This is a genomic window from Collinsella sp. LCP19S3_B11, assembly GCF_052121915.1.
Classification (GTDB): Bacteria; Actinomycetota; Coriobacteriia; order Coriobacteriales; family Coriobacteriaceae; genus Collinsella.
In genome coordinates this window covers 306399-332924 of the sequence record NZ_JBQKDI010000001.1, presented here as the reverse complement: position 1 = coordinate 332924, position 26526 = coordinate 306399, and the positions used below count along the sequence as shown (strand labels likewise).

General features: G+C 60.5%; 17 protein-coding genes and 2 tRNA genes. 9 read left to right on the top strand and 10 right to left on the bottom strand.

Going from position 1 to position 26526, the window contains the following annotated elements; all coding sequences use genetic code 11:
* Positions 1 to 49 precede the first annotated feature (49 nt).
* The 4 genes from ACTQV4_RS01425 to ACTQV4_RS01410 all read left to right on the top strand — a co-directional run bounded on the left by ACTQV4_RS01425 (position 50) and on the right by ACTQV4_RS01410 (position 2417).
* Positions 50 to 126, top strand: a tRNA-Glu gene (locus tag ACTQV4_RS01425).
* Positions 127 to 148: 22 nt separating this feature from the next.
* Positions 149 to 225, top strand: a tRNA-Glu gene (locus ACTQV4_RS01420).
* A gap of 151 nt (positions 226 to 376) precedes the next feature.
* Positions 377 to 1669 carry a lysylphosphatidylglycerol synthase transmembrane domain-containing protein gene (locus ACTQV4_RS01415; RefSeq protein WP_154515563.1) on the top strand — a complete coding sequence of 431 codons (1293 nt, stop codon included), beginning with the start codon at positions 377 to 379 and terminating at the stop codon, positions 1667 to 1669.
* Positions 1670 to 1805: 136 nt separating this feature from the next.
* Positions 1806 to 2417 (top strand): TetR/AcrR family transcriptional regulator, encoded by a 612-nt coding sequence (locus ACTQV4_RS01410; protein ID WP_441540837.1) that lies wholly within the window; start codon positions 1806 to 1808, stop codon positions 2415 to 2417.
* Positions 2418 to 2522: 105 nt separating this feature from the next.
* Here ACTQV4_RS01410 and ACTQV4_RS01405 read toward each other — a convergent pair whose 3' ends face one another.
* From ACTQV4_RS01405 to metK, 6 genes are all read right to left on the bottom strand, one after another.
* On the bottom strand, positions 2523 to 3737 hold the full coding sequence (locus tag ACTQV4_RS01405) for an ABC transporter permease (protein ID WP_441540836.1): 1215 nt from the start codon (positions 3735 to 3737) through the stop codon (positions 2523 to 2525).
* Complete coding sequence (locus ACTQV4_RS01400; RefSeq protein WP_427717357.1) at positions 3734 to 4507, bottom strand: ABC transporter ATP-binding protein; 774 nt, start codon at positions 4505 to 4507, stop codon at positions 3734 to 3736. Before ACTQV4_RS01400 ends, ACTQV4_RS01405 begins: the two co-directional genes overlap by 4 nt.
* Positions 4507 to 5940 (bottom strand): efflux RND transporter periplasmic adaptor subunit, encoded by a 1434-nt coding sequence (locus ACTQV4_RS01395; RefSeq protein WP_441560361.1) that lies wholly within the window; start codon positions 5938 to 5940, stop codon positions 4507 to 4509. Before ACTQV4_RS01395 ends, ACTQV4_RS01400 begins: the two co-directional genes overlap by 1 nt.
* Positions 5941 to 6069: 129 nt before the next feature.
* A complete protein-coding gene (locus ACTQV4_RS01390) occupies positions 6070 to 7527 on the bottom strand; it encodes a L,D-transpeptidase (protein ID WP_441569115.1) in 1458 nt (485 codons plus the stop codon).
* Positions 7528 to 7943: 416 nt separating this feature from the next.
* Entirely contained in the window at positions 7944 to 9551 is a 1608-nt protein-coding gene (gene sdaAA, locus ACTQV4_RS01385) for an L-serine ammonia-lyase, iron-sulfur-dependent, subunit alpha (RefSeq protein ID WP_441540832.1), read from the bottom strand.
* A gap of 344 nt (positions 9552 to 9895) precedes the next feature.
* Positions 9896 to 11176 carry a methionine adenosyltransferase gene (gene metK / locus ACTQV4_RS01380; RefSeq protein ID WP_441540831.1) on the bottom strand — a complete coding sequence of 427 codons (1281 nt, stop codon included), beginning with the start codon at positions 11174 to 11176 and terminating at the stop codon, positions 9896 to 9898.
* A 326-nt stretch (positions 11177 to 11502) separates the two neighbouring features.
* Here metK and gltX point away from each other — a divergent pair, with 326 nt between their 5' ends.
* The 5 genes from gltX to ACTQV4_RS01355 all read left to right on the top strand — a co-directional run bounded on the left by gltX (position 11503) and on the right by ACTQV4_RS01355 (position 18720).
* A complete protein-coding gene (gltX, locus tag ACTQV4_RS01375; protein ID WP_441569113.1) occupies positions 11503 to 12978 on the top strand; it encodes a glutamate--tRNA ligase in 1476 nt (491 codons plus the stop codon).
* 88 nt (positions 12979 to 13066) lie between these two features.
* Complete coding sequence (gene priA / locus ACTQV4_RS01370; protein WP_441569111.1) at positions 13067 to 15520, top strand: replication restart helicase PriA; 2454 nt, start codon at positions 13067 to 13069, stop codon at positions 15518 to 15520.
* Positions 15521 to 15538: 18 nt separating this feature from the next.
* On the top strand, positions 15539 to 16075 hold the full coding sequence (def, locus tag ACTQV4_RS01365) for a peptide deformylase (protein WP_118449363.1): 537 nt from the start codon (positions 15539 to 15541) through the stop codon (positions 16073 to 16075).
* A gap of 327 nt (positions 16076 to 16402) precedes the next feature.
* The gene (locus ACTQV4_RS01360) at positions 16403 to 17323 is read left to right on the top strand and encodes a methionyl-tRNA formyltransferase (protein ID WP_441569109.1); all 921 of its coding nucleotides are present in this window, start codon (positions 16403 to 16405) and stop codon (positions 17321 to 17323) included.
* Positions 17320 to 18720 (top strand): RsmB/NOP family class I SAM-dependent RNA methyltransferase, encoded by a 1401-nt coding sequence (locus ACTQV4_RS01355; protein ID WP_441569107.1) that lies wholly within the window; start codon positions 17320 to 17322, stop codon positions 18718 to 18720. Before ACTQV4_RS01360 ends, ACTQV4_RS01355 begins: the two co-directional genes overlap by 4 nt.
* 460 nt (positions 18721 to 19180) lie before the next feature.
* Here the strand turns inward: ACTQV4_RS01355 and ACTQV4_RS01350 are convergent, their stop codons facing one another.
* From ACTQV4_RS01350 to glgD, 4 genes are all read right to left on the bottom strand, one after another.
* Positions 19181 to 19417: an FmdB family zinc ribbon protein gene (locus ACTQV4_RS01350; protein ID WP_154518065.1), complete on the bottom strand. Its 237-nt coding sequence runs from the start codon at positions 19415 to 19417 to the stop codon at positions 19181 to 19183.
* Between the two features lie 88 nt (positions 19418 to 19505).
* Positions 19506 to 22802 carry a 4-alpha-glucanotransferase gene (locus ACTQV4_RS01345; protein ID WP_441569105.1) on the bottom strand — a complete coding sequence of 1099 codons (3297 nt, stop codon included), beginning with the start codon at positions 22800 to 22802 and terminating at the stop codon, positions 19506 to 19508.
* A gap of 219 nt (positions 22803 to 23021) precedes the next feature.
* Entirely contained in the window at positions 23022 to 25304 is a 2283-nt protein-coding gene (gene glgA / locus ACTQV4_RS01340) for a glycogen synthase GlgA (protein ID WP_441569103.1), read from the bottom strand.
* A 90-nt stretch (positions 25305 to 25394) separates the two neighbouring features.
* Positions 25395 to 26522, bottom strand: a complete 1128-nt coding sequence (gene glgD / locus ACTQV4_RS01335) for a glucose-1-phosphate adenylyltransferase subunit GlgD (protein WP_441569101.1) — start codon at positions 26520 to 26522, stop codon at positions 25395 to 25397.
* Positions 26523 to 26526 lie beyond the last annotated feature (4 nt).

Below are 26526 nucleotides of genomic sequence, written 5' to 3'. Positions count from 1 at the left end.
TTTGTCCCGTAATATATGTCCTCGCAGCACGGCAGTGCAGATGTCATGTGGCCCGTTCGTCTAGCGGTTTAGGACGCCGCCCTCTCAAGGCGGAGATCACCAGTTCGAATCTGGTACGGGCTACCACTTCTTTTCTGCTGAGGCTTATGGCCCGTTCGTCTAGCGGTTTAGGACGCCGCCCTCTCAAGGCGGAGATCACCAGTTCGAATCTGGTACGGGCTACCAAGTTTTGGATACCCGACCTTCTTTTCGAAGGTCGGGTTTTTTATTACATGCGGGCTTGTCTGTTCATCCCATTTGCCCCATAGCTTTACGTTTTGCTTATCTCCCATACGGGTACAATAGGCCAGATACATTGACGGTCAGAAGGAGCCTCATGACGGAGTCCTCTCAGCATACCCCAAAGCCTCAAGTCGATGTTTCGGGCGGCGATGACAACAAGAGCGCACGTCGTGGTGCCATCTTTATTGGCATTGTGCTGGTGGGCTATATCGTCTATTTGGTCGTGACCGGTCAGATGGGTCAGTTCTGGGCCGCCATGGCTAGCGTTCAGGCGCCGTGGCTCGCTGCCGCGTGCTTCTGCATGTTCCTATACTTGTTTTTTGGCATCGTGGCGTACGCGATTGCCGTATGGCTCGATCCCAATTCGCCTGTCGGCATCCGCGACCTCATTTCGGTCGAGGCGAGCGGCATCTTCTTTGGCAACCTGACGCCCATGATGATGGGCTCCACGCCTGCCCAGATTTATCGCCTGACCAAAGCCGGCCAAAATGTGGGCGAAGCGGGTGCCACGCAGTTCACCCGCTTTATCGTGTACCAGTTTGGTTTGGTGGCATGGGGTGCCATTCTGCTGCTCGCCCGCATGCCGTTTTTCGCCGAGCGCTATGGCGACATGACGCTGCTTTGCGTCTTTAGTTTTGGCGGCCACTGCTGCATTCTTCTCGGCATCTTTGCCGTGGCGTTGATGCCCAAGACCGTCACGCGCGTCGCACATTGTATTATCAATTGGCTCGAGCGCATGGGCGTTTCAGCTACTAAGATCGAGGGCTGGCGCACCTTTGTCGATGGCGAGATCTACTCGTTCTCCGAGAAATTCAAACTCTCTGCCGGCCATTTTTCGTCCATGCTGCTCACGGTCGTCATCACCATGTTGCAGCTGGCGTTTTTCTACCTGGTTCCGTATTTTTTGATGCTTGCCTTTGGTCAGTACGACGTTGACTTTTTCTCGGTCATGGCGGCGAGTGCTTTTGTACAGCTGTTGAGTTCCGCCGTCCCGCTGCCTGGCGGCACTGGTGGTGCCGAGGGCGGCTTCGCGCTGTTCCTGGGTCACTTTTTTGGCACGGCAGCGACTGCCGGCTATCTGCTTTGGCGTCTGATCACCTTTATCGCGCCTACCATTTTGGCCGCCCCTCTTTTGGGCCTTAAGAGCGCTCATAACGAGAGTATCCATGCGCGCTGGGACCGTATGATGTGCAAGCTCGGGCGCACTCCTCAGAAGCCTTCTGCGTCCGTTAAGGCACATCCAACCTCTCAGGTTACCGTGGACCCCAATCAGCATGCTCAAAAGACTGCTGTGGCCTCTAAACCGGCACGGAAGACCTATGTTCGTCAGACTGGCGACGGTATCCGCGTTTCCCCTGCGGCGCTCAATAAAAAGAAGCGGCCTTAGAGCCCAGTTGGTGAGTCGTGCGTTCTTAATGATGCTCGTCATTGCGATGCTAGATGTAGGATAATCCTCTTACGTTGATTATCTCCCACTTGTACAGGAGCTATAGGTGGGCAGTTGACATGAAGGGGACACGTCTATGGCCACCACTAAACCGCGCCTTGACCGCCGTATCGTTCGCAGTCGCAATGCGATTCTTTCGGCATTTGAGCGACTGCTGATGGAAAAGCCCCTCGCCGATATTACGGTGAGCGCCATCGCGCGCGAGGCAAATGTCGACCGTAAGACCTTCTACGTGCACTTTGGCACGGTGGACGGCTTGCTCGATGCCATTGCCGTGGATGTGGTCGAGATGATTGTCGACTCAGTCGAGAAGACGCTTTCCTCTATGGGCGGTAACACCAACGAGCGAGCACTCGGAGCGGCGGCGACCTTCTTCAAAACCGTTAACGAGGCGCTGTGCAACAATTTGGTGCTCAATCGCCAGCTGATTGAAAACATTCCGCTCGACGATTTTATGACGCGCTTGCGTGTGCCGCTCGAGAACGAGATTGCCGAGCGCGACCTGCTGCCCGATGGCTTAAAGGACGAGCTGTTCGACTATTATCTGGCGTTTTTGCTTTCGGGCATTATCGGCATTTACCGCACGTGGGCACTCTCCGATGGCTCGGTGCCCATCGAGCGCATTTCGGAGGTCGCTAACAATCTGACGTTGAACGGGCTATCGAGTCTGGAATCTCGTTTCGAATAGCACTAGCGCCTTATCCCCTCCGAGTTGCGGTGAAATAAGGACTGAATAGGCCTTTTAACGGCTAAAACACTCCCTATTTCACCGCAACTCAGGGGGGGGATTGCATTACTGGTAGCGCAGGCACTCCACGGGGTCGAGTTTTGCGGCCCGGCGGGCGGGGTAGAAGCCAAAGATTACGCCGATGCCGACGGAGACCGCAAAGGCCAGCAGCACCGTGGCGATCGAAAAACTCGGCGTTATGGTACCGCTGGCACCGAGTTCGCCAAGCACGCCGGAACCCGCGGCGAACATCGCTAGGCCCCAGGCAAGCAGGTAGCCAATCAGGACACCTAGCAGACCGCCGGTGATGCACAGCGCCGAAGACTCGGCCAAAAACTGTGCGGTGATATCGCGACGGCTGGCACCCAAGGCTCGACGAATACCGATCTCGCGGATGCGTTCGGTCACATTGGTGAGCATCATGTTCATGATGCCGATACCGCCCACGAGCAGCGAAATGCTGGCAACGGCGCCCATGATGAGCGAAAACGCGCCCATAAAGGAGTTGAGGGCGTCGATGGCGCTTTTCATTGAGGTCGCCGACACGCTGTCATATTCGTCGTCATCCGCGATGTCCTTCATGCTGCGCACCTTGGATTCAATCGTCTTGCACAGCTCATCCATGTCCGTACCCTCGACGGTGAGCGCCGTTACGCTGGGAAAAGACGGGTTCTCGTCGCCAAAGAGGCCCGAGATGGTCTCGCGCGGCATGTAGAGCGTGAGTGAGCCCATGGAGTCGCTGCCGCCGTCGATAACGCCGATAATCTGCACCTCGCCGTTCGACACCTTGATGGTCTTGCCGAGCGCGTCCTGTTCGTTGCCGTACAGCTGGTCCGCGCCGCCGCGGTTGATGAGCGCCACGCGTGCGCCAGATTGGGACTCAGCCTGCGTATAGGTGCGCCCCGCGACGAGCTTGCTGGCGCCCACTGCGTCGAGCATGTCGCTATCGACGCCCTGCGCCATGACGTTATAGCTTTTGTCACCGGCCTTGTACTCGGTATAGGCACTGTCCACGATACCGATCTGCTCGATCTGCGGCACCATCTTGCGAAGATTCTCAACGTCCGACTCGGTGAGCTCTTGCGACGAATAAATCTGCACCATACGCGCGGCGTTGAGGCCCAGGCTGTTGACCAGGCTGTTTTGGATACCGCCGATAAGCGAGGTCATGGCAATGACGGAGGCGATGCCAATAACAATGCCCAGGATGGTGAGTAGGCTGCGTCCCTTGTTGGCCTCGAGGGAGTGAAGGGCTTCTTGGATAAGGTCGCGCGTGCTCATGCCTTCACTCCTTTCGTCGGATTGGCGTGTGCGGAAATCATGGGCAGGTTATCAATGGCGCCGTGCAGGGTCTGCGGTGCGTGCGCGATGTACGCGCCGTCGTGGATTCGGCCGTCGCGAATGGTTACGGCACGGTCGGCCTCGGCGGCGATACCGGGATCATGCGTGATGAGCACAATGGTCTTGCCACGTTCCTGGAGTTTGTGGAAGGTCTCCATCACGAGCGCTCCGGTGGCGGAGTCCAGGTTTCCCGTCGGCTCGTCCGCCAGGATGATGGGCGGGTCGTTGACGAGGGCGCGCGCGATGGCAACCCTCTGCATCTGTCCGCCTGAGAGCTCGGAGATGCGGTGGTCCCAGTGGTCGACCGGCAGCGTGACGGCTTGCAGCGCATGAACGGCGCGCATCTCACGCTGAGCCCGCGGCACGTTGGTGTACGACAGCGGCAGCATGACGTTTTCGATGACCGATAGGCGCGGCAGCAGGTTAAAGCTCTGAAAGACAAAGCCGATGCTCAGGGCGCGGACTTCGGTGAGCTCGTCATCGTCGAGCTCCGCCACGTTGAGGCCCTGCAGGTAATAATCGCCTGCCGTTGGCTTGTCCAGGCAGCCCAGGATGTTCATGAGCGTTGACTTGCCCGAGCCAGAAGGGCCGGTAATGGCCACGAATTCGCCGGGATTCACTGCCAGGCTCACGTTATGCAGGATATGGGCGCAGCCGGCTTCGCTCTCAAAAATGCGATGAACGTTGCGGATGTTGATGACGGGACGCATTACAAGCCCTCGTCGGCAGACATGCTGCCAGAGTCGTCGCCGTCGGCCGTCATGCCTGCGCCGGTGTCCACGATGAGGGTGTCGCCGTCGCGCAGCTTGGTAACCGGTACGTCTGCGTTGATCTCATTGCCCTGGTCGTCGCGCTTGACCTGCGTCTTGCCGACCACGGCGTCGTTATCGTTTTGCGTCACAATGGTCACCTTCACGCGGCACATCTCCTTGCCTTCACCGTCGGTTGCCACTTTGACGTAATAGTGCTCGCCATCCTCGGTCATGAGCGCCATGGTCGGCACCATCACCACATCGTCGAGCTGCTCGGTTACCACCGAGACCTCGGCGGTCATGCCCGGCTTGAGGCGCGCGTCGGGCGCGTCGATCAAAATATCGACGTTATAGGTCACGCTACCGCCGCCACCGTAGGTGGAGTCGGAGTTTGCCACCGAAGCGATTGTCGTGACCGTTCCCTGGCTCACGATATCGGGAAAGGCCGGATAGGTGACGTTGGCGCTCTGGCCCACTGCGATCTTGGCGATATCCTTTTCGCCCACCTGAACGGTGACCTTCATCTTGGAGAGGTCAGCGATCTGCATGCACTGCTTGCCGCCGGTCGTATCGCCTTCGCCCATAATCATGCCGCCCGTCACCGTGGCGCCGACCTTGGCGTTGAGCTCGACGATGCTGCCCGAGCTGGGCGCGGTCACAGTGCGCTCGGCGGCTTTGGCGTTGGCCTGGTCCAGGGTCGCCTGGGCCGAGGCCAGGTTACGTTGGGCGCTCGAGATGGCGCTCGTGTCGGCACTCGTGCCGGTGCTGCCGCTGGCGCCACTTGCGCCTGCCGCATCTGTGTCAGTCGCCGGAGCGGCTTGGGCGGCAGCTACCGCTTTCTGCGCGTTGGCGAGGTCTTCCTGTGCCGCCGCCACCGCGCGCTGCGCCTCGGCAACGTTGCGATCGAGCTCGTCATTTTTAATGGTCATGAGCACATCGCCCTCGTTAACGGACTGGCCGGCTGATACGTTGATCGATGCTACCGTGCCGTCGACAGAAGGGGAGACCACCGAAGCCGAGATAGGCTTGAGCTGGCCTTTAGCCTCGACGGTGGTCGTAAATGTACCCTCGGTGACCATGTCGGTCACCGGCCCGTTGGTACCTGCGGGCCGTGCGTTAATGACGAAGGTTACGACAACGGCGATGAGCACAATGGCGGCCACGACGCCGGCCGCAATGCCGCGTCGGATGAGCTTTTTGCGCCGACGCTCGGCACGCTTCGCCTTGAGCTTGGCGTAGGCCTCTTCGTCAGAAATCTCGGTTGCATCGCTTGTGCTGCCGTTTTGCTGTGTGGCGCGCATGTTTGTTATGAGGGGAAGCGTTTCGGTGGCACCCTCGGGCGCTCGCTCGGTATCATTCGGTCCCGGGGTGATGGTGGGGACATTCGACATGGCGTCTCCTTTATAGAAAGTTCTTCGATAAGTATATGCGCCCGTCGCGAGAAGCGGGCGCATATGGCGGATTCTTTCGGAACTGTTAGATTGGAGCGTCAGTTCCCCGTTGTGCGAAGGCGTGTTTCCCTACGAGTGCACGACCACGCATAGGCCTACGTTGATGCAATCGTGGAGTGCCTTGGCGTCGGCCAGACGCAAGTTGATGCAACCGTGGCTGCCGCACCATTTGTACGAATTTGGGTCGTTAAAGCTCTGATCGTTTTGCCATGTTGCATCATGGAAACCAACCATGTTGCCTTCAAACGGCATCCAATATGACACGGGGCTTTCGTATTTTGGTTTTCCGGTCTTTGGGTCTTTGGCACCGATGAGCTTGCTTGCGCCGTCATTGCTATTGATCTGCCAAACTCCCTCGGGGGTGGCATCCTCTCCCGGTTTGCCCGAGATAAAGTTGGCTTCCCAAACGATATTACCGTTCTCGTCATAGTAGCGCGCGTGCTGCTCGGACAGGTCGACGTCGATATACGCCTTCCAGTCGGGCTCTCCCTTTGCGGTATAGGTGTCGGCCTTCTGGGAGTACTTAATCTCGATTTCGCCGGTCTGCTTGTTGTTAATGGCGTCCTCGACCTGCTTGGCAAGCGCGTCGCTATCGACGGACCAGCCAAAGTCACCGCCCTCGACGGCACATTCTTTGCCGTCGGCACGCGTCCACCAGCGGGTGGTGCCCACGGTATTAAAGCCGTTGGCGAGCTCGGCTGCCCAGCTACCGATCTGCGACGTATCGAGTGTGGGGTTGGCCGGATCGGCAAAGCTGATCCACTGCAACACGGAGCTGCCGTCGACCTTGCCGGCATCCTCGCCGTTGAGCTTGAGGGTCACGTTGACGCCCAAGAAGTTGTTGGCGGCATCGCATGCGGCCTGAATCTGATCATTGGTCAGCGTTCCATTGAGCGGCTCATAGGCATCGTTGCCGAGCTTGGTAAGATCTACGGTCTCGGCCAGCGAGGCAAGCTCGAGCTCGGCATACTTAATGACATGCTCGCGGTTGAGTTTTTCGTTGGAGCGCGCCTTCTCGACGGTAAACTTGCCGGCTTGCTCGTCATAGGAGCTATTGGCCTCGAACGTGCCCGAACGGCCCTCGTTAAACTCGTCAATGGCTGCGCCCAGATCCTCCTCAAACTTCTTTTGGTCAAAGGTGTCAGAGAGCATGGACAGGTCGACGTCTTGTTCAAGATCGACTTCGTTGGAGGTAGCGGTTGTTTTGGTCTTGCCGCTTAAGGATTCCACAAGGCGGACCGGCCATATAAAGGCTTCGTTGCGGCTGATGATTTCTTTTGCGGCAGCTTCGCCGTCGACGATGGGTTCATCGGACTCGGGCTGATAGGTCCAGTTAAAGTCATCGCCTGTCACGGTGAGCTTATAGTGCTTCCATGCCGAGTTGACCTTAGTGGCAGCAGACGAAGCGTTGGAGAACGAGACGTCGACGCCGGCAATGGTGGTGTTGGGGTAGGCTACCTGCGAAAATGCGACAACGCCAACAATGTAAACGACAACAATGAGGCCCAGAGCAACGTAAAGGGTCATTTTGGCCCCGGATTTTTTCCCGTTGGCGTGGTTCTCTGACCCACGGGGGCCCTTGTGATGGTTTTGCGTGTGTGAAGGCGCGTGCTTAGTCGCTTTATTGCTCTGACGCTGCTGATACGCATGGGGGTTCTGGCGCTGTGAGGTGTTTCCCGAACCATGCTTTGTGCTATGCGTTGGCGTAATGGGGCGCGGCGACTGAACGCCGCCGGTAGGCCTAGAAGGCTGCTGCGGATCGGGAATCAGTTGAGTGCGGTCGTTTTGCGACATCGTATGCATATCCTTCGAGTTTCGCCTTGCGGCTCATCGTGTTTTTACTGGGCTTGCATTATAGCGATTACCTAGTTGTTTGTGGTATTGAAACGGTGGCATTGGCAAGAGGTTGGACATTTGTCCCACCTCTTGTTTTGGACTGCTCTTTATCCGCACACACCGCATTTTGCACAGGCCGAAAGCGCGGCCGGAGCCTGCGCGATGCCGCCCTTTGCCGTCTCGCGCAGCGTGGCCGGCAACGCGTGGCCCACCGAGAGCATGACGTGTGCCATCTGGTCAAACGGCACCAGGCTCTTAATGCCGGCAAGGGCGAGCTGCGCCGAGCTAAATGCGGCCGCCACGCCGATCGCGTTGCGGTTTTGGCATGGCACTTCGACAAGGCCGCCCACGGGATCGCATACAAGACCAAGCAGATTGCTCAGTGCGATAGAGCTAGCGTCGAGTGCCTGCTCGGGCGTGCCGCCCAGCATCTGGACTAGCGCGGCAGCGGCCATGGCGGCGGCGCTGCCCACCTCAGCCTGACATCCGCCTTCGGCACCCGCGACGCAGGCACTTGTGGTGAGGTTGAGACCAATCGCGGCAGAGCAGTAGAGTGCGTCCATGACCTGTTCGTCATCGAGCTGTAGATGGTCGGCGAGCGCCAACACGCAGCCGGGCACGACGCCCGCAGAGCCGGCCGTGGGGGCGGCGACGATGACGCCCATGGTGGCAGAGCGCTCAAGCACGGCCATGGCGCGGGCTACGGCTTCGGTTTGGACGGCGCCCATCAGGTTTGTGCTCAGATCGTTGCGGCGTGTGGCGTCGACGAGTTTTGCCTCGCCGCCGATAAGCCCGCCGAGCGAGCGCTGCGGTGCGGCGATGGGCGCCGTTGTCTCCTCGCGCATGACCTCGAGTACGCGGCGCATGGCGGCGACGGCGTGCTGCTCGCCGGTCAGGCGGGCTTCGCGTACGGCCATGACGGCGCCGATGTTGAGGCCCAGTTCGGCGCAGGCGTCGAGGAGCTGTTCGCCATCGTCGAAGATTTCCTTGGCGGAAACGCCGGGGGAGAGCGATGAGGCCGAGCCGGGAAGCTCAATGAAGGTGGCGTAATCGACATTGTCGAGCATGCGTAGCATGGGAACGACGATGTCATCGGGGGTGCCGTCGGTCTCAAAGACGGAATAAGCTTGGCCGCCCACCTCGGTGCGGTAGGTGCGGCAGAAGGCAATGTTTACGTGTGCGTAGGCGAGCTGGTTCGTGAGCGCGGCGAGAACGCCGGGGACGTCCTGGTGCGCCACAAACAGGGTGGAATACATGCCCGAGATATCGACGCCGACGCCGTTGATGCGGCTGATGCGCATCTTGCCGCCGCCAAGGCTCTCGCCGCGGACCTGCGCCGTGGCGCCCGTGTCATCGACCATGTCGATGTCGACGGTGTTGGGGTGGATGGAGGCGTCGTCGCCCTTAATGTCAAAGTGATAGCTGAGGCCCTGCTCGCGCGCGAGGTCAAAGGCGTGCTTGATGTTCTCGTCGTCGGTATCGAGGCCCAAGATGCCCGCGACGAGTGCGCGGTCGGTGCCATGGCCGCGGTAGGTGTGGGCAAAGGAGTTCCACAGGCCAAAGGTGACTTTGGTGACGCGGCCTTCCAGCAGGCTGGCGGCAACCTGGGCGCAACGCAGGGCGCCGGCGGTGTGCGATGAGCTGGGGCCGACCATGATGGGGCCCAAGATCTCGAATGCCGAGGTCGTAGCTAGTGTTTGCGGCTTGCCTGCCATGGCTGCTCCTTCTCTATCTCGTCGTCCCGAGGGGCGGGGCATACGCTGTCCCGCCGTTCCGAGGGCTTTAGTATTTGGTCGCCTGCTCGGACAGTCCTGACTCGCACGGAGAGCACATTAAGTGCTCTCCGGCTCGTGCGGAACTCGCGATCGACCAAATACTAAAGTCCTCGGAACTTAGGATACATGGTTGGAGTCGCTCTGCTGCAAAATTTATCGGCCTGTGACCTATTCCATGTCCCAGGTCGGCTCATCTTCACCACCTTTAAATAAAAAAGAGGTACCGGTTGTTCCGGTACCTCTTTTTGGTGCGTTTTTATTTGGCTGTGGCTTTTGCCGCTGGCTTACAGGCCGCAGGCAGCTTTGAGTTCGTCGACGCGGTCCGTTTTCTCCCAGGTAAAGTCGGCGTCTTCGCGGCCAAAGTGACCGTAGGCTGCCGTCTTTTCATAGATGGGGCGACGCAGGTCCAGGTCGCGGATGATTGCGCCCGGGCGCAGGTCAAAGGTCTTCTCCACGGCCTCGACGATCTTGTCCTCGGCAATATGCGCGGTGCCAAAGGTGTCGACCATGATCGACAACGGCTTGGACACGCCGATGGCGTAGGCCAGCTCGACCTCGCAGCGATCGGCCAGGCCGGCGGCGACTACGTTCTTGGCGACCCAGCGAGCGGCGTACGCGGCAGAGCGGTCGACCTTGGTGCAGTCTTTGCCGCTAAAGGCGCCGCCGCCGTGACGGCCGTAGCCGCCGTAGGTGTCGACGATGATCTTGCGGCCGGTCAGGCCCGTGTCGCCCATGGGGCCGCCCACGACAAAGCGTCCGGTGGGGTTCACATAGATATCGGCGCCATCCCACGGCATGTTCTCGGCATCCATGACGGGTGCGATGACATGCTCGATAAGGTCGGCCTTGATCTTGCCCATGTCCTCAACTTCGGCAGCGTGCTGCGTGGAGATGACGATGGTTGTGACCTCCACGGGCTTTCCGTCCTCGTAGCGCACGGTGACCTGGGTCTTGCCGTCGGGGCGCAGATAGGGCAGGGTGCCGTCGTGGCGCACGGCGGACAGGCGTTCCGCCAGGCGGCTTGCCAGGTAGTGCGGCATGGGCATGAGGGTCTTGGTCTCGTTGGAGGCGTAGCCAAACATCATGCCCTGGTCGCCGGCACCGATCAGGTCGATCGGGTCGGTGGTGGCGCCGGTCTGGGTCTCAAATGACTCGTCGACGCCCTGGGCGATATCGGGGGACTGCTCGTGGATGAGGCTCATGACGCCGCAGGTATCGCAGTCAAAGCCAAACTTGGCGCGGTTGTAGCCGATGCGGCGGATGACGCCACGGGCGATTTCCTGCACGTCGACGTATGCCTGGGTGCGAATCTCTCCGGCGACGATGACGGTGCCGGTGGTCACGAGGGTCTCGCAGGCGCAGCGGACGTTTTCCACGTTGGCGGGCACGCCGTTGGGCGCAATATAGCCCTGCTCCTGCAGCTCTATTTCTTTGGCGAGGATTGCGTCGAGGACGGCATCGCTGATCTGGTCGGCGATCTTATCGGGATGGCCTTCGGTCACCGACTCCGACGTAAACACAAAAGACCCCTGCTGGGGCGGGATGGAACGAAGCTCTTCTGACATGATTGTCCTTTCGAATAACGTGTCCCAGCGACCGTTACCATTCCGCTGGGCTCTGTATGCAGGGGCACATCATAGCGCGTAAATCCAACATTCACACCCTTTCCGCACCTACTCATGAGGTAGCTAATTTGGGACGGGGCTTTTTTAGCTACCCCGGCTGATTGTTTGCTGGTTTAGCCGATAGCCTGCCGGGGCAGCTAAAAAAGCCCCGTCCCAAATTAGCTACCCAGCTTCGATGGCTGGGTCGGTGCCCTTTGTGCGGAGGTGGGCATTGTTGCTTTATACTGGTGCGGTTAGACATCCATCCTGCAATCGAGGAGATTTCCATGGCATCAGACGTTCGCGTCCGCTTTGCACCCTCACCGACGGGCAAGCTGCACATCGGCGGCGCCCGCACCGCTATCTATAACTGGGCTTTTGCCCGCGCAAACGGCGGCACGTTCATCCTGCGCATCGACGACACCGATCCCACCCGCTCTACCGACGAGAACACGCAGATCATTCTGCGCGCTATGCGTTGGCTGGGCTTGGACTGGGACGAGGGTCTCGAGGTTGGTGGCGACTATGGCCCCTATGCCCAGACCGAGCGCCTGGACCTGTACAAGCAGGCCGCCCAGAAGCTTTGGGACGAGGGCAAGGCCTATCCCTGCTTCTGCACCAAGGAGCAGCTCGAGGCCGACCGTAAGGCCGCCCAGGAGCGTAAAGACCCCTTCCAGGGCTATCAGCGCCGCTGTCGCGATCTCGATCCCGAGGAGGCACGCCGCCGCATCGAGGCCGGCGAGCCCTACGTCCTTCGCATCAAGGTGCCCGAGGACCGCGGCGATGTCGTCATCCACGACGCCGTCCACGGCGAGGTCACCTTCGATGCCAAGGAGCTCGACGACTTCGTCATCTTCCGCTCCGATGGCACGCCCACGTATAACTTCGCGACCGTCGTCGATGACGCCATGATGAAGATCACCCATGTCATCCGCGGCGACGACCATCTGTCCAACACCCCGCGCCAGGTCATAGTTTACGAGGCCCTCGGCGCCCCCGTTCCCACATTCGCCCACATCTCCATGATCTTGGGTGCCGACGGCAAGAAGCTCTCCAAACGCCACGGCGCCACCTCGGTGGAGGAGTACCGCGACGCCGGCTACCTGTCCGACGCGTTCGTTAACTACCTGGCGCTGCTCGGCTGGTCGCTCGACGGCGAGACCACGATCATCCCGCGCGATGTTCTGGCCAGCAAGTTCTCGCTCGACCGCATCTCTAAGAACCCGGCGACCTTCGACCCCAAAAAGCTCGACTGGGTCAATGCCGAGTATATCAACAACATGTCCGACGCCCAGTTTGCCGACGAGATCATGGTCCCTGAGCTGCACGAGGCCGGTATGATCGAGGGTAACATCGAGTACGGCGAGGACTGGATCGACGCGCTTGCCGCCATCGTCAAGCCGCGCACCAAGATGCCGGCCGACGCCGTGACCGTCGCCGCTCCCATCTTTGCCACGGCCGAGACGCTCGAGTATGACGAGAAGTCTGTCAACAAGGGTCTGGCCAAGGAAGGCATGGGCGCCATTCTGGATGCCGCCAAGGCCGCGCTCGAGGGCGTGGATGAGTGGGCGGCTGACAACATCGACGCCGCGCTTGAGCCGCTGCCCGAGCAGATGGACCTCAAGAAGCGCGTGGTGTTCCAAGCTGTGCGCGTCGCCGTCTGCGGTAACATGGTGAGCCCCCCGCTGGGCGAGACCATGGCGCTCGTCGGTCGCGACGACTGCTTGGCGCGTATCGACCGCGCCCGTACGATGGCGCTGTAGCAGCTGCGTAAACGCATGTATCCGAGCCCCGTTCACCCGAGCGGGGCTCTTGTTTCTAAAGACGTATGGGATGGGAGGTACAGAGACCATGGCCGAGCAACTGTCGCTGTTTGGTTCGCCGGAACCTAAGGAAGCTCCGAAGTCCACGGCCCCTGCCGCCGCCCCGGCGCAGCCCGAGCTCGCACCCGAACCCGTCTCCGCCTACGCGAGCGTGGTCCTCGACATCCCGACCCGTGCGCTCTCCGAGCCATTCGACTACGGCATCCCGCAGTCCCTTGCCAACGATGCCCAGATCGGGTCCACGGTCCTGGTCTACTTTGGCAACCGTGCGGCCGCGGGCTATATCGTCGATATCGCGCCCGAGCTGGGCGACCTGCAAGGCAACGACACCCTCGACCCCTTGCGCATCAAGCCCATCGAGGCCATCCTCAGCAAGCCGCTCTTTACCGCCGAGGCTGCACGCATTGCGCGCTGGATGAGCCACGAGTACGTCGCGACGCTTTCCGAGTGCCTGCGTCTGTTCTTGCCTCCGGGCGGCAGCCCGCGTGTCGTGAAGGGCGATGACGGCGTGTGGACCGTTGAGCGCCCCGCCGTAAAACCCATCCAAAACCGTTGGGTCATGCTCACGCCCGAGGGATTCGACTACACGCCGCCCAAGACAGCGGTCCGTCAGCGTCAGCTCATCGACGCGCTCCAATGCGGCCCGGTCACGACGCGCGACCTCAACCTGCTCTACAACAGCATGTCGGCGACCATTAAAGCGCTCGAAAAACGCGGCGTCGTGGTGGTGGAGGAGCGCCGCGCCTGGCGTGGGTGTAGCGAGCAGACCACGTTGTCCTCGGCAAGCGGCAAGGCGCCGGTTTCTCTCACCAACGGCCAGCAGCAGGCGCTCGCCCAGATTGAACGCGCCCGCCTTGATGCCCATGGCGACGTGGTCCTTGTCGATGGCGTCACCGGTTCCGGCAAAACCGAGGTTTACCTCTCGGCGATTGAGCGCGTGCTGGCGGCCGGCCGTTCGGCCTGCGTGCTCGTGCCCGAGATTTCGCTGACGGCCCAGACCGTAGGCCGCTTCCGCTCGCGCTTTGGCGAGACGGTCGCGGTCTTCCACTCGCGTCTTTCGGCCGGCGAGCGTCTGGACCAGTGGGATATGGTTGCCAGCGGTGCCGCGCGTGTGGTCGTGGGCGCCCGCTCGGCACTCTTTTGCCCGCTCAGCGATCTTGGTCTCATCATCATCGACGAGGAGCACGAGACCAGCTACAAGCAGGGCTCCAGCCCGCGCTACCATGCGCGCGAGGTGGCTGCCGAGATGGCGCGCCGCTATCGGTGCCCGCTCGTGTTGGGCTCCGCCACGCCCTCGGCCGAGGCCCTCGACCGCTGTCGCCGCGGTATGTATAACGGTGCCACCTGGACGCGTGTCGAGATGCCCGAGCGCCCGGGACACGCCGTGCTGCCCACGGTCCGCATTGCCGACCTACGCCGCGAGTTCGCGCACGGCAGCCGCTCCATGTTCTCTAAACCGCTGATGGAGGGCTTGGAACGCTTGGTCGAGCGCCGCGAGAAGGCCGTACTGCTGCACAACCGCCGCGGTTTTGCTCCGTTTTTGATGTGCCGTGAGTGCGGCTGCGTCCCCACCTGCAACCACTGTTCTACCGCGCTCACGTACCACGAGCGCACGCACACGCTGCAGTGCCACACCTGCGGATCGTCCTGGCGCGTGCAGCCCTATCCGGCGCCCACGAGTCGTTGTCCCAAGTGCGGCAGCCGCTACCTGGCAAAAATGGGCCTGGGTACGCAGCAGATCGAGGACGCCCTACACCAGATACTGCCCGAGGATGTCGCCATCATTCGCATGGACGCCGATTCCACACGCGGCAAGGATACGCACAAAAAACTACTCGAGCAGTTCGATGCCGCCGATTGCGCGGTGCTGCTGGGTACCCAGATGATTGCCAAGGGCCTCGATTTTCCTGAGGTCACGCTCGTGGGCGTGGTCAATGCCGACTTTGCGTTAAAGCTGCCCGATTTTAGGGCGGGGGAGCGCGCCTACGATTTGCTGGAACAGGTCGCCGGTCGCGCCGGTCGCGGCGATCGTCCCGGCGAGGTTATCATCCAGACGTATCTGCCCGAAGACCCGGTCATTCGCGCCGTCGCAGAGCACGATCGTTCGATCTTTACCGACTACGACCTGGACCAGCGCCGAGACGCGCTGTACCCGCCGTTCGTGCGCCTGGCCAACATCTTGGTATGGTCGACGAACGCGGATGACGCGCAGGACTACATTGGGCGCATCGCAAAGCTTCTCAAGCGCCGCTGGCATGCCGCCGCGCCTGACTTTTTGCGGGCCGGAAGTGTCGTGCCGCAGGTGCTGGGCCCCGCTTCGTGTGTAATCGAGAGAGCCAAAGACCGTTACCGCTTCCATCTGCTTGTAAAGTCGCCGGTAGGGTACCATGTCTCTGATGATATCGACGCCTGCCTCAAAGAGGTGGGCTCCGTGCGCGGCGTGAGCGTGAGCGTTGACGTCGACGCCTATGATTTGATGTAACAACCCGAAAGGATGGCCATGGAAGCCAACGGAATCGTATTGTCGCCCGACCCTCGTCTGCGCCAGGAGTGCGCCGTCATCGAGGAGATCACCCCGGCGATCGAGGCGCTTGCCGAGAAGATGAAGAAGATGATGTTCGACAACGGCGGTTGCGGCCTGGCCGCCCCGCAGATCGGCGAGCTCATCCAGCTCGTCACCATCGACTGCGACTACACCGACAAGAACGACTATGACCCGTACGTGCTCATCAACCCTGTCATTGTTGAGCAGAGTGACCATCTGGTGCCGTTTAGCGAGGGCTGCCTTTCCATCCCTGGCATTAGCTGCGAGATCGAGCGTCCCGACCATGTCGTTGTCGAGGCATACGATCTGGACGCCAATCTGATTCGCTATGAGGCCTCGGGCGACCTGTTCTGCGTGTGCCTGCAGCACGAGATCGATCACTTGCACGGCAACACCATGTTCGAGCGACTCAAGCCGATGCAGCGCATCAAGGCCGTCAAGGAGTACCAGGACGCCCTGGCCCGCGGCGCTCGACCGGGCGAGACTGAATAAGGTCGTCCGTCCCTGGGGCTGGCCGCCTATATATCGTCCCGCGCGCAGTTTCGCAGCGCAGCGAGAATGTTTGAGCACGGGATGATATATAGGCGGCCAGCCCCAGGGACTACTAGTTCTTGGCTCGGTTCGCCCGGGTGTCGTCGGGCCAGGGAGGGGCGTCTTCGCTGATAATTGCTTTGTTGGAAGAGCTGCTTTTATTGCGGCTCTTTCTTTGGTTTTGGGTATATTTGTTCTTGTTGAATTGTTATTGCGGATGGGCTGGCGACTTGGCTTTCCGCTGTTATTTGTAGCCGTCTCGGTTTTGTTTGAGGGGAGACGTTCTTGATGCGTATTGTGTTTATGGGTACGCCCGATTTCGCGGTGCCGTCGCTGACTTCGCTTGTTGAGGCTGGGAATGAGATTGCGCTGGTAATTACGCGTCCCGATGCTGTTCGCGGGCGTGGTAAAAAGCTGGAGCCGTCTCCTGTTAAGGCCAAGGCGCTTGAGCTTGGTCTGCCCGTTGTTGAGGCAAATCGTATGACGCCGGATGTTATTGATCGGCTTAAGGCTGCTGATGCCGATATTTTCTGTGTGGCTGCCTATGGCTGCATTTTGCCCGATGAGGTGCTGCATATGGCGCCGCTCGGTATTGTGAATGTTCATGCTTCGCTGCTGCCCCGTTGGCGTGGCGCTGCTCCCATTCAGCGTGCCATTCTTGCTGCTGACGAGGTTGCCGGCGTTTCCATTATGCGCATTGGGCATGGCGTGGATACGGGCGCTTATTGCGCGCAGGTGTCGACCTCGGTTGCCGGTAAACATGCCGAGGCACTGACCATGGAGCTTGGTGAGCTGGGCGGTAAGTTGCTTGCCGATACGCTTCCCTCGCTTGCCGATGGCTCGGCCGTTTGGACTGAGCAGGATGAGTTCCTTGTCACGCATGCTGCCAAGATTTCCAAGCAGGAGATGCGTCTGGATCCGCAGATGGGGGCGCTTGATTGCGTGCGTCATGTGCTTGCCTCTTCCGACACCGCTCCCGCTCGCTGCGTGATTGCCGGCAAGACCGTGCGCGTGCTCGATGCCGCACCGGCAGATGTATTGCTTGGCGAGGGGCTCGTCGCCGTTCGGGCCAAGCGCGTCTACCTGGGCCTGTCCGATGGCGCGGTCGAATTGCTCGAGGTTAAGCCCGATGGTAAGCGTGCTATGGCTGCTTCTGCCTGGGCTGCCGGCCTGCAGGGTGCGGATCTTTCGTGGGGTGTTTTGTCATGAGTAGGCTTTCCCCCGCGCGCAAGCTCGCGCTTGATGTTTTGATGGAGGCCGACCGCCGCGGCATGTACGCGCGTGACGTGCTCTCGTCCCGTGCCTCGGCCAAGGCCATTGACCAGCGCGATTCTGCTTTCGCCGCTCGTTTGGCGCTGGGCGTTGCAGCCACCCAGGGCATTTTGGATGAGCTGCTCGACCAGTTTCTCGATAAGCCCAAAAAGGTCGCGCCCCGTGTGCGCATGGCACTTCGTATCTCGGCCTTCGAGATGCTCTACCTGCATACCCCGGGTCGCGTTGCGGTGAGTCAGGGCGTTGAGCTCGTGCGCAGCGGTGCTAAGTCTGCCGCCGGTCTGGCGAACGCCGTGCTGCATAAGGTTGCGAACAACGTCGAGGACTTTGCCACTGCGGCGGATGCGGATGAGTCCGAGCGCCGTTTGGTTCGCCTATCTCGCCTGATGGGCATGCCGCGCTGGCTGTGCACTCGCATTATGGCGTCGTTCGATACACCCGAGGGCGCGCTCGGCTTTGCCGGCAATCTGGCGCCCGCGCCGCTGGCTTTGCACGAGAATGCCTTTGCAACCAAACCCGATCCGTACATTTCTCAGCTTGTGGCACCCGTGTTCCCGGGTTGCCATGCGCCGGTCGACGCGCAGGCCACGGTTGCGTCGGGTGTGTTTGAGCGCGCAGCTGCCGTGGCCTCGGACCTTAACGCCCAGCTCATCGCTACCGCGGCGACCCGTCCCGGGCGTTGTCTAGAGATTGGCGCCGGTCGTGGCACCAAGACCTATGTGATGATGTGCCAGGCCAAGCGTGCCGGTTACGACCGTCAGCACACCGCACTCGATTTGCACGACCGCAAGTGCGACCAGAATCTCGCACGTCTGCATAAGGCGGGTATTACGGGTGTTCGTACCGTGTCGGGCGATGCCTGCGAGCTCAATGAGGTGCTCACGTCCTTTGACGCGATGCTTGGCGAGCCTGCCCTGTTCGACACGGTGTTTATCGATGCTCCGTGCTCGGGCACCGGCACCATGCGCCGTCATCCCGAGATACCGTGGCGCCTTGCCGAGAACGACGTTACGACTGAGTTGCCCCGCCTGCAGCTGACGATGCTCAAGGAAGCAGCCGCGCGCGTGGCTGCCGGCGGTGAGCTTATCTATGCCACCTGCTCGGTCTTCGATGAGGAGAACACGCAGGTCGTTGATGCCTTCCTAGCCTCTCCCGAGGGCGCCGGCTTTACCGTGGCACCGCTCTCCGAAGCCCAGATTCTGCAGCTGCCCGAGTTCGCCCAGGCCAAGAAACTCGTCACCCTGCGCCAAAACGCTCGAGGCCTCTTCCAAAGTGTGCCCGTTAATGCGGACTCCTACGACGGCCACTTCTGCGCCAGACTGGTCCGCAAGTAAAACGGATTCCAAGGGTAGCTAATTTGGGACGGGGCTTTTTTAGCTGCCCTGGCCGCCAGTCGGCCAAACATTTGCGTTATCAGCTGGGGCAGCTAAAAAAGCCCCGTCCCAAATTAGCTAAAGAGTGGGAAAAATAGCCCCGTTTCATATTTGCTGCTATCAAAAGTAGAGCGGATTACGGGGCAAGATTGGTGATGCCTGACCACAGCAAAAATGGCCTAAATAAAACCGCAGGTAGATGGTTTGTTGAAATTTGCAAATTACCGGAATGGATAGAGGTTGCCAATTCGGCCCCGTAATCCGGCAGGGTTTTGAAATGTTACAAACTTAGCATCAGCCCGAAATCCCATCTAAAGAAAAGTTGCGGTGAAATGGATCCTGTTTGGCCGTTGAAAGGGCTGATTCAGGAACTATTTCACCGCAACTCATCAGGAAGCCTGGGTGTCAGGACCGCTTGTCGCTAGTGGTTATGTGGGCAGTCGGCGCAGCAGCCACTGGTGGCGCTGGTGCTGGACCCGCCACTGCGCTGGTCGGTGTTGTAGAAACCGCTGCCGTCGAACTTAATGCCGCTGGCCGAGAACGTCTTGGATGCCGGGGCGCCGCAGCTGGGGCATACGACCTCGGGAGTCTCGGACATGGGGTGCTCAACCTCAAAAACGTTGCCGCAGCTCGTGCACTTGTATTCGTAGCGCGCCATAATACTTCCTTTTCAGCACAAAGCGGGCAGATCGCTCTGCCCGCAAAAATTCAAACAGCAGTAACTGTACCCTATATCGAGGGTTTTATCACGCTTCGCCCCAGAATCTATGGGTGCTGCGCAGGAGCTTCGCAGTTTTCTCTTCGGCCTCCGCAACGTCTGCCTCTTGTGCCTGCCACGTCCAGTTGCCTGTGGCTACACCCGGCACGTTCATACGTGCGTCGTCGCCCAGCCCCAGCACATCCTGCAGCGGCATCATCACCAGGGGGGCGTCGCTTGCGAGCGCGTCGCCCATCAGCTTGGCCGCCACCTCAGCACCGCTCGACTCGTCGCCGCCTGCAAAGGAGCGCGTGCACCAGCCAGCGAGCGTCGAAGTGTCGTGCGTCGAGGTGTACAGGATTTTGCCCGGCGTGGGATGAATTCCGCAGCGAACGTCGTAGTCACTAAACTCCAGTACGTCCATGCCGGGAAAACCGCAGGTCGAAGCCATAGCGCGAACGCCAGGCGTCAGATAGCCCAGATCCTCGGCAATAAAATTGAGCGGACCCAGCTCGTCGTAGGCGGTCTGGAACAGGTCCTTGCCCGGACCAGCAAGCCAGCGGCCGTCGGCACAGGCTTTGCCAGCGGGAATGCTAAAGTAGTTGTGGAAGCCCAGGAAGTGGTCCAGGCGCACGCGGTCGTAGAGCGCGAACGCTCGGCGCAGGCGATCGAGCCACCAGCGATAGCCGCTCTCCTTCATGTGGTCCCAGCGGAAGGTGGGATTTCCCCACACCTGACCTTCGGGCGCAAAGTTGTCGGGCGGCGCACCGGAGATCTCGATTGCCTTGCCGGTATCGGACAGCCAGAAGTTCTCGGGCTCGCTCCACGCATCTGCCGAATCGTCCGATACATACATCGGGATATCGCCGATGACCTCGATGCCCTTCTTGTGCGCATAGTTCATGAGCTCGCACCAAGCCAGGTCAAAGCGGTACTGCATGTACGCCTGAAGCTCGGTCTCGTCGTGGAAGCGCTTGTCGTCGATCAGATGCTCGTTGTAGCGCGCGACATCTGCCGGCCAATTGTGGCGCGACTCGCCCTCAAAGTATTTCTTAACGGCCATGTAGACGCAGTACTTCTCGAGCCAATCGGCATTGCGATGTTTAAACGCGGTGTACAGCGGGTCGGCATCTTCGCCACCGTGGGCCTTCCAAGAAGCGAAGTCGGCGGCCAGCTCCTCGTGACTCTCGGGCAGCAGGTCGATGTTACCCGCAAAAGCCGAGGGTCCGGCATAGGGGGAGCGGAAGAAATCCGTCGGGTTGACGGGCAGGACCTGCCAGTAGCGTATGCCCATGGCGGCCAGGTGGTCGATAAAGCGGCGCGTGGGTGCGCCGATCGTACCCGGCTTGCCATCGTCAGTCGGCACCGAGGTAATGTGGCACACGACGCCCGCGCCATGATCGAGCGGCTCTTGCAGGCGCCTCTCGGCATGGTGATAGATGATCGAAGAGCCCAGCGGGCACAGGTCGAGCGTGACCGTGCCGTTGTGGATCTCGCACTCGTGGCCGCTGATCACGTCACTCGCGCATTCACCGAGCGCCGGAATCGTCACGCGGTGCGAATTGCGCAGGCTGCGGTTGACGATAACGGTCGCAGCCTCGCCGTCTTTGCCCGTGCGGGTGTAGGCTAGGACGTCATCGTTAAGCGCGAAGGCCTTGATCTCGCCGTCAACCATAAAAGGCAACGCGCGGCGCAGGGCGGATGCGTTCTTCACGATGGCCAACGTATCGAAATCGTGGAGCTGGTCCTTTGTCGGCAGGGTACGGCGGTTGCCCGGATCGGTGAGGCCCTCCAGGCCGTACTCATCGCCATAATAGATCGAGGGCACGCCGGGGAAGGTCATCTGCATGAGCGTCGCCAACCAAAAGCGCCTCTTGGCCAGGTCCATGGAGTTCTCGTCCAAGCGCCATTTGCTACGCTCGCTCTCGGGTAGCTGCGACTCGTCGGGACCACCGCCGAGCACCGAGATAATGCGCGGACGGTCGTGGCTCGAAAGCAGATTGAGCGCGCAGGCCAGTGCCTCGCGCGGGTAGTTCTCGCGCAGTGTCTCGATGTCCTCGGCAGCCTGATAGGCGTTCTTGTAGCCCATCAAAAAGCCGATGACCATGTCGCGGAAGGGGTAGTCCATGACGGAATCGAGTTCGGAGCCCTGCAGATAACGGCGCAGATGGTCATAGCTGATCTTGTTGGAGGCGTCCTCCCAGACTTCGCCGAGCAGCAGCGCATCGGGCTTCTCTTCGAGCACGGCGGCCTTGATATCGGCCAGGAAGTCATCGGAAAGCTCGTCGGCCACATCGAGTCGCCAGCCGTGGGCACCGGCGCGCAGCCACTTGCGAATGACGCCGTCCTTGCCCAGAAGCTTTTTACGCACGAGCTCGGAATTCTCGTTGAGGGCGGGCATGTTGCTCACGCCCCACCAGCAGTCATACGTGCCGTCCTCGTGGAAGGTAAACGCATCGCGCCACGGGGAGTCCTCGCTCTGCCACGCGCCGACGCCGGGATAGTTGCCGTAGCGGTTAAAGTAGATTGAGTCGTCGCCCGTATGGTTGAAGACGCCGTCCAGGATGATGGAAATGCCGAGCTTCTCGGCCGCCTCGCACAGCTCCGTAAAGTCCTGCTCGGTTCCCAGAATCGGGTCGATCTTGGTGTAATCGGCTGTGTCGTAGCGGTGGTTGCTCGCGGCCTCAAAGATCGGGTTGAGGTAGATGGCCGTAAAGCCCAGCTCGGCGATGCGGGGCAGGTCATTTTGGATACCCTTGAGAGAGCCGCCGTAAAAATCCCAGGTCTTGATGGATCCGTCCTCGGCACGCTCGTACACGGGCGGCTCGTTCCAGTCCTCGACCATGCGACGCTGGATTCCCTTACGCGGTTTTTCGACCTCGGCCAGCGTGCGTTCGCGCCAGTTTTCGTCGCGGGCGTAGCGGTCGGGGAAAATCTGGTAGACCATGCCGTGCTCGTACCAGGTGGGACGGTTCTCGCGGTGCTTGTAGACGGTAATCTGGAAGGACGGAACCTCGGCGTAGTTGTATACAACGCCCTCGCCGCCGGTGCGACCCTGCGGCGCACCCAAGCGGACCTCGGGCTGGCCTTCGATATTGCATATAAAGCTGTACCATACAAGACAGGGCTCGGCGCAGTTGAGCTCCCCGGTAAAGATGCCATCGCCCTTGTGCTCCATGGGGATTAAGGTCTCTCCGATGCCGTCGACCCAGGTGCGCAGGGTGAGCGTTGCCTGGTTGGGGTCGGCATCCTCCAAAATCACCGAAAGCGAAACGGAAGTTCCAGTGGTCACAGCGCCAAAAGGAGTGCGAAACTGCGTCAGGCGGCTGTTGTGTATCAATCTCATAGTACGGTCCAGTTCTATACAATCATGGCCAGCGGGTCATGGGCTTAACGCACAGTGCATAAGTATATCCGTTGCACTTTAGTTGTATAAACTACAGTCGCTCACTATCGGCGAACGGTTTTCCTAGAAAATCGTTTTACCAACTATCTACAGAGAAGGGGCGCCCGGTTGGAGCGCCCCTTGTTTAGGGTTTTTATTAGGTTTTAGATCGTCTGTGGACTAGCGGCGCTTGCGGGTGGCCGTTGCCTTGCGGACGGAGGTCTTCTTGGTCGGAGCCTTTTCCTCGGCTGGAGCGGCGGGGGAGACCGGGGCCTTCTTGGCGGGTTCGGTCTTTACCGTAGCCTTTGGAGCGGCTGTCTTGGTCGTAGCCTTTTTGGCCGTTGTCGTGGCGCGCTTGCGTGTGGTGGTCTTGGCGGCCGGCTTTGCCTCGACAGCTGCCTCGGCCTTGGGCTCGGAGGGCGCCTCCTCGACCTTGACGGCGGGCTTTGCATCAGCCTTCGGGGCCGTCTTCGCGGCGGCCTTCGTCGTAGCAGCCTTGGTCGCCGGCGACTTCGTAGCCGTGGCCTTCTTGGCGGTCGCGGTCTTGGTCGCGGTCGTCTTCTTGGCAGCGGTCTTGGCCGGAGCCTTTGCCGCGGTCTTTGCCTCGGCAGTGGTAGCCTCAGCGGTGGCCTCGGCCTTTACCTCGGGAGCGGCCTCGGCTTCGACGGCCTTCTTGGCAGCGGCGGTCGTACGCTTACGCGTGGTGGTTGCCTTGGCAGTGGTGGTCTTGCTCGTAGCGGCCTTCGTGGTCGTGGCCTTCTTAGCCGTCGTCTTGCGGGTCGTCTTCTTGGCGGCAGGCTTCGCCGTGGGCTTTACCTCGCCGTCGACAGCCGGCTTCTCCTCGGCCTTGGGCTCCTCGGCAGCAGCGGGCTCCTTAACGGGTGCCGCAGGCTCGGCCTCGGCAGCAGCGGGCTCCTTAACGGGTGCCGCAGGCTCGGCCTCAGCGGCAACCGGCTCCTCCACAGCCGCAGCAGCTTCCACTGCCACCGGCCTCTCAATCTCTGGATGCATAAAGAAGTACAGGTCCAGATACTTATCGGCCGAACGTGTCCAGCTAAAGTCCTGGCTCATGGCCTGCGTGACCAGCTGATTCCAGGCCTCGCGGTTATCCCAGAACAGGCGAGCCGCGCGGAACACCGCGTCGCCCATCTCGTCGCCGTTAAAGTGACTAAATGAGAAGCCCGTGCCCTCGCCGGTAAACTCGTTGTACGGTTGCACGGTGTCCTTCAGGCCACCGGTCTCGCGCACAATGGGCAGGGTGCCGTAGCGCATGGCGATGATCTGCGACAGGCCACAGGGCTCAAACTTCGAAGGCATCAGGAACATATCGGCGGCGGCGTACATGCGCTGCGAAAGCGCCGGGTCAAACTCGATACGCGCCGCCATGGTGCCGGGGTATTTGCCCTGGAAGTAGCGAAGGCCGTCCTCGTAGTCGCGGTCGCCGGTACCCAGCACGGCCACCTGAACGCCACCGGACAGGATGCGGTCGAGCGCGTACATGACCAGGTCCATGCCCTTCTGTCGCGTCAGGCGCGTGACCATCACCATAAGCGGGCGGTCGTCGCGAATCTCGAGCCCCAACTCCTCCTGCAGTTTGGCCTTGCATACGGCCTTCCCCGCGCGGTCATCAACCGTGTAGTTGGCGGCAATGCGCTTGTCGGTCGCCGGATCAAAACCCACTACGTCAATGCCGTTGAGGATACCCTGCAGAGCGTACGAACGCTCGCGCAGCACGCCGTCCAGGCCCTCGCCAAACTCGGGCGTCTGGATCTCGCCCGCATAGGTGGGGCTCACCGTGGTGATGGCATCGGCATAGTGCAGCGCGCCCAGCATATAGTTAATGCTGCAGGCGTCACAGCGCAACTGCGTGGCGGCTGCCGGAATATGCGCCATACCCAGTATGTCTTCCATCACGGTATCGCTAAACTGACCCTGGAACGCCACATTGTGGATCGAGAACACGGTCTTGACGCGGTCGTACAGCGGCAGGCCTTGGTAGAACTCTCGCAAGAACACGGGCGCCAGCGCCGTCTGCCAGTCGTTGCAGTGCAGGATGTCGCACTCAAAGCCTTCGGGCAGGTGCTGCAGGCTCTCGGTGATGGCCTTGGAGAAAAACGCGAAGCGCTCGCCGTCGTCAAAGAAGCCGTAGGGATAGTCGCGCGCAAAGTAGTGCTCGTTGTCCACGAACATATAGGTGACGCCGTCGTGCTCGAGCTTCTCCAACCCGCAGTACTCGTTGCGCCAGCTCAGGCTCACGTAAAAGTCGGCAAAGTGCTCCATCTGCGCCTTGTACTCGTCCTTGATGGTGGCGTACTTGGGCACCATCACAATGACTTCGGCGCCAGCGCGCACGAGTGCCGCAGGCAGCGAGCCCGCCACGTCACCCAAGCCACCGGTCTTAACAAACGGCGCGCACTCTGCCGAGGCAAACACGATCTGCATCTTTTTGCTGGTTTGTGCCATTTTGTCTCCCATGTTGCAATTCTAGAATAGCCGCCTGGCGCTAACCGGGCGACTATTCTACAAGTTACGTGCGATTATGTGGTGCCAACGTTAACGAGCGATGGTGGTATCGGAAGTTAACGGAGCCTTGCCCAGCACCAGGATGTTCTCGGGCGTACCGCGAAGCTCGGTGTTGGTGGGAACCACGTTGTTCTTGTCCAGGATGGCGTTCTCAACACGGGCGCCGCTCTTGATGATGCAGCTCTGGTTGATGATCGAGTTGGTCACCGAGGCGCCTTCCTCGATCACAACGCCGCGCGACAGGATCGAGTTGCGCACGGTGCCCTTGATGATGCAGCCGGCCGAGATGATCGAGTTGCAGGCGTGGCTGCCGGTCGCGTAACGCGAAGGCGGCACGTCGTGGGCCTTGGTCAGGATCGGGCGCTCGGGGTCAAAGAGCTGATCGGCCACGGTCTGGTCGAGCAGGTCCATGCTGCGACGATACAGCGACTTCTCGCTAAACACGCCCACGACCTCGCCCTTGTACTCATAGCTGCACACGTCGATGTTGCCAAAGTCGCCCTGGAGCGCCTCGAGCAGGTCCAGATAGTCGGCGGCCTGGTAGTGGTCGATGATCTGGAGCAGCGTCTCGCGGTTGACGATGCAGCAGTCCATAGAGGCGTTGTCGCCGTACGCGACGCCGGCGCTCACGCCCGTCAGGCGGCCGTTCTCGTTGATATCGAGCTTGGTCTCGTCTTCGATGTTGTGCGTGGCCTTGCAGTACACCACGGTCATCTGGGCACCGGATTTCTCGTGCGCCTCGATAATGGTGTTGAGGTCCATGTTAAAGATGACGTTGGTGCCCATCATCACAACATAGGGCTTGTCCGAGCGCTGGAACAGCGTCTTGTTGGAGATGATGTCGCGGAGCAAGAAGCGCATGCCGCCCTTGGTGGTGCCATACGCGTTGCCGGGCACCATGAACAGGCCGCCGTTCTTGCGGTCCAGGCCCCAGTCCTTGCCCGAGCCCACGTGGTCGATCAGCGAGCGGTAGTTGCCCGGCATGACAACGCCGACGGTCTTAATGCCGGCATTCATCATGTTGGACAGCGGAAAGTCGATCAGGCGGTAGCGGCCCAAAAACGGAACGGACGCGATGGGGCGATCCTTGAGCAGCACGCTGCCGTAGGTCGAAGAGTAGTTAGCGGTGATATAGCCGATGGCCTTGCGATTGATCATCGGA